The sequence below is a fragment of the Methanospirillum sp. genome (assembly GCF_028679455.1).
In the GTDB taxonomy this organism is placed as follows: Archaea; Halobacteriota; Methanomicrobia; order Methanomicrobiales; family Methanospirillaceae; genus Methanospirillum.
Genome location: NZ_JAJRBM010000354.1, coordinates 1 through 3,840, shown reverse-complemented (window position 1 = coordinate 3,840; position 3,840 = coordinate 1). Strand labels below are relative to the sequence as shown.

Sequence of the window (3,840 nt, the reverse complement as noted above, 5' to 3'; positions counted from 1 at the left end):
CTTATAAATATTAAAACACAAGGAAATTTAAAAGGAATACACAGGTCATTCCTGATAGAAATTGTTTTTTATTAGAAGACTGACATTTTGAGGCATAATTACACTCCGTGATGAGATACGAGGAAAAATATGGTAGGATTCTGGACTAGTCTGTATCTAAATGCAGGAAAACACCCGGAGCGATGGTAGTGTCTTCGCATCGTGAAGAAAAAGTATGTTCTTGCGAAGGTCCATGTGACTGTGTACATACAAGCATTGAAAACCCAATACCCCCTGCCGGCCGCCGGGTCGGATTAAACCGTGGAATTAAACCATGGATGGCAAGTCTCATTGCGATCGGTGGTATCATCGGATCCTGCTATTACCTGGGATCCGGGTATCTCATCAGTCAGATGGGACCCAGTGTTATTCTGCTCTACTTTATCGGCGGTCTGGTGATTTACACAGTCATGCAGTCATTTGCAGAACTGTTGGTAAATATACCCCGTAAAGGAAATTTCATCAGTTATTCGGCAGAGTTCATCTCACCAACCTGGGCGGTCGGAACCGGATGGAGTTACTGGTTCAACTGGTGTGCATACATCCCATCTGAAGCGGTAGCAGGTGGTATCATCATGCATGTCTTCTTCGAGAGTGTGCCGGTTGTGGTATGGGCGGTAGTATTTCTGATTCTCATCACGGCCCTCAATATCATTCATGTAGGGGGATTTGCATTTGTTGAGAGTACCCTTGCACTAATTAAGATCATCCATAACTTTGCATTCTGCATCGTTGCTGCCCTTATTGTGATCGGACTAGCTGGAACCGCCCCTGCAGTCGGGTTCAGTGTTCTCTTCCCACCCGGATTTACCTGGACTGATGCAATATTTCCTGCAGGATTTGTCATTCTTCTTGCCAATATGGCACTTATCTTTGTGAACTTTCAGGGCTCTGAGATCGTCGGTCTTGCTGCAGCAGAAACCCAGAACCCCAAAAAGGTCGTACCCCGGGCATGCCGGAACGTGGTTTACCGGATCCTGCGGGTTGATATCATTCCAATTCTGCTCCTCGTGATGATCCTGCCATATTCTGAAGCAGGTCTGCAAGACAGTGTATTCTCGATGGCATTAGCCAAATACGGGTTCACCGAAGTTGCCGGAGTCCTCTCATTCATCGTGCTCACCGCTGCATTCTCCTGTGCAAATTCTGGTTTTTACGGAGCAGTCAGGGCACTGTACGGGCTATCCCTTGAAGGGATGGCACCGAAAACATTTACAAAACTCAACAAACACTGCACTCCGATGTATGCCACCCTCTTCACCCTGTTCATCTGCTGGGCGGTATTGGGACTGTGGTGGTTCTCAAACGGTGAGAGCGAACTTTATATCTGGCTGCTTTCGGTATCGGCGTTTACCGGCGCAATTTGCTGGATATCTATCTGTTGGGCTCAGATATCCTTTAGAAGAAAAATTTACCAGCGTGGATACACCAAGGCTGACATCATCAGTCCGACACCACTTTCGCCATGGATGCCTCTCTTCATCGGGATCATCGTGGAGGTATTTGCGCTTGTCATCCTGGTATTCAATGAAGAGTTACGAGGATCCCTCTTCCTCTCAATACCTGCGGTTCTCCTGCCAATGATCGTCTACTATATCGGGATTAAAACAGGAAGATTCAAAGGAATCAAGGTTCTGGAGGAGGATGAACTTACCTTTGAGGATCTCTATCCTGACAAACGGAACCTTCAATCCAGATAACCACTCTTTTTTACTATACGAAAACCTCCGTGTTTTCGAAACATCATGGAGTACGAGCAGAATATCTCCCGGAAAATAGGTCTTCCTCCTGGAACACCAATATACATCGGGGATAATGCACCCGAGCAGACGACTATCAGAGTACTCTCATACTCAGATAAAGAATCTATCAGGTCCGATGAGATATCACCAGAAGATCTTCCGAACCGGATCCCTGAGGGATCCGGTGCCTGGATCTCGATCACCGGCCTTCGGGACACCTCTGTGATAGAACAGGTTCTTGGTAGATTCTCTGTTCACCCGCTTGTACTGGAAGACATTGTCAATACCAGAACCCGGACAAAATTCGAAGAGTTTGATGAGTACCTCTTCATCGTAATGACTCATTTCAACCGGACTGATGAAGGATCTACCGAAGAACAGGTGAGTCTGATCCTAACCGATCAGGTTCTGATCTCCTGTAGTAACTCGGCAGGAATGTTTGAACATATCGAAAAGAGGATCCAGCGATCAACCGGGAAATTCAGACAGAATGGGATCGATTATCTTGCCTATACCATCCTGGACACCGTCGTTGACGGATATTTTTTCGTTCTCGAAGATCTGGAAGATCGGGTCGAAGACATTGAGGATGAAATTGTCAATGCTCCCGGAAAGGATACAATAAACCATGTCCAGGAGTTCAGGCGTGATCTGATCTGGTTCAGGCGCAAGATCTGGTCACTTCGTGAATTGATCACCAGACTTGAGCGGACCGATTCACTCCTGATCAAAAATACCACCCATCTCTACCTGCGTGATGTGTATGATCATACCATCAAGATAGCAGAAGATGTCGATGTGTACCGGGAGATGGCAGAGGGTCTGATGGAGATCTACCTCTCCAAGATCTCCAATAACACCAACGAGATCATGAAGATGCTTACGCTGATCGCTAATATTTTTATTCCACTCACCTTTATCGCTGGAATATATGGCATGAACTTTGTATTTATGCCAGAACTAGCCAGCCCGTACGGATACCCTGCTGTTCTTCTGTTGATGGGTGCCGTAGGAGCTTCGATGCTGATCTATTTCAGACGAAAGGAATGGATCTGATTAAGATCAGCCAGGCACGATAAATCCTATCGGATTGAAACTCCTGGATAGTGCCTGGATATTCAGCGAAAATAGTAAACAAAAAAAGGATCAGAATACCTGAACTGCTTCACGGATCAGTTTTTGTGAACTTCCCCCGGCACTGGTGACGGTGAGATTGATACTGTAGACACCAGGGTTCTCGTAGGTATGGATCGGATCCTTCAGTTCTGATGTCGCATTATCACCAAAATCCCAGAGCCATCCGGTCGGGTCACCTGATGAGCGATCATGGAAGGTGATAGTCAGCGGACTCTTCCCGCTTCTTCCTGACAATGAAAACGAAGCAACCGGCTGAACCTTTGAAACCGGAGCAGGGGTTTCGGTCCCATCGGTTATATTTGTTGTAGCCACATCATCAGATACCTGAACAACCGGCTTCTGTTGTATCACCGGTTCGGGATCAGGAATGAACCCAATCTTTCTGATCTTTTGTTCATGAGGGGATACCCTGATAGTAGTTTCCGTGTTACTGTCTCCATTCGGCCCACTGACCTTCAACTTCACGGTGTAGGTTCCCTCAGTCTGGTAGATGTGGGTGGGATTCTTATTTGTTGATAGAGCCCCATCTCCCAGATCCCAGTGCCACCCGGTTACCAGACCGGTAGACATGTCCAGGAATTTCACCGTAAGCGGAGCAGCTCCTTCAACAGGTTCGGCATAGATCACCGCGACCGGAGGCGTGACAGGTGCTGATACGGTGATATATGCTCTGCGGACCGCAACATCCTTTCCTCCCGGACCGGTAACGGTCTGGGTTATGGTATAGACTCCCGGCTTGGTGTAGGTAACCACCGGATCTTTCTCTGAAGAGATAGTGCCATCACCTAGATCCCAGTTCCATGACGAGACCACACCTGATGCAAGACTCTCAAAATGAACCCCCAGCGGTGCAGTCCCCATCCGCCGGTCACTTTTGAACCTGGCAACAGGGGGAGCCGGTTTCTCTTCTACGGTGATAAAT

Annotated in this window: 3 protein-coding genes; 2 read left to right on the top strand and 1 reads right to left on the bottom strand. The window is 47.5% G+C overall.

Annotated features, from left to right (window positions below; all coding sequences use genetic code 11):
• Positions 1–182: 182 nt before the first annotated feature.
• Positions 183–1,739 (top strand): amino acid permease, encoded by a 1,557-nt coding sequence (locus LUQ50_RS12080; protein ID WP_300040088.1) that lies wholly within the window; start codon positions 183–185, stop codon positions 1,737–1,739.
• 45 nt (positions 1,740–1,784) lie between these two features.
• Positions 1,785–2,837, top strand: a complete 1,053-nt coding sequence (gene corA, locus LUQ50_RS12075; RefSeq protein WP_300040087.1) for a magnesium/cobalt transporter CorA — start codon at positions 1,785–1,787, stop codon at positions 2,835–2,837.
• 90 nt (positions 2,838–2,927) lie between these two features.
• On the opposite strand, the gene LUQ50_RS12070 is transcribed toward corA, so the two are convergent.
• The coding region (locus LUQ50_RS12070) for a PKD domain-containing protein (protein WP_300040086.1) at positions 2,928–3,840 on the bottom strand (913 nt) is incomplete at its 5' end.

Excerpts from the sequence above, each read along its gene's own strand:
- LUQ50_RS12080 (WP_300040088.1), top strand. The coding sequence starts at position 183 with ATGGTAGTGTCTTCGCATCGTGAAGAAAAAGTATGTTCTTGCGAAGGT.
- corA (WP_300040087.1), top strand. The coding sequence starts at position 1,785 with ATGGAGTACGAGCAGAATATCTCCCGGAAAATAGGTCTTCCTCCTGGA.